1 pseudogene is annotated in these 204 nt (G+C 52.0%); it reads left to right on the forward strand.

Annotation, left to right across the window (positions count from 1 at the left end):
* Nucleotides 1-204 (forward strand): annotated as a pseudogene (locus FDX22_RS20985) (glucose-6-phosphate dehydrogenase); the annotation flags it as partial.

The following is a 204-nucleotide window of genomic DNA, read 5'->3' on the forward strand; positions in this document are numbered from 1 at the left end:
ATTTAGCCGTCTGGGCGAGATGCTGGATCAAAAATCACGTACCACGATTAACTATTTCGCTATGCCGCCAAGCACCTTTGGCGCGATCTGCAAAGGCTTGGGTGAAGCAAAGCTGAATGCTAAACCAGCTCGCGTGGTGATGGAAAAACCGCTGGGCACGTCTCTGGCGACATCCCGTGAAATCAACGATCAGGTTGGCGAGTA

It is taken from the genome of Citrobacter sp. TBCS-14, assembly GCF_005280805.1.
Taxonomy (GTDB): domain Bacteria; phylum Pseudomonadota; class Gammaproteobacteria; order Enterobacterales; family Enterobacteriaceae; genus Citrobacter; species Citrobacter gillenii.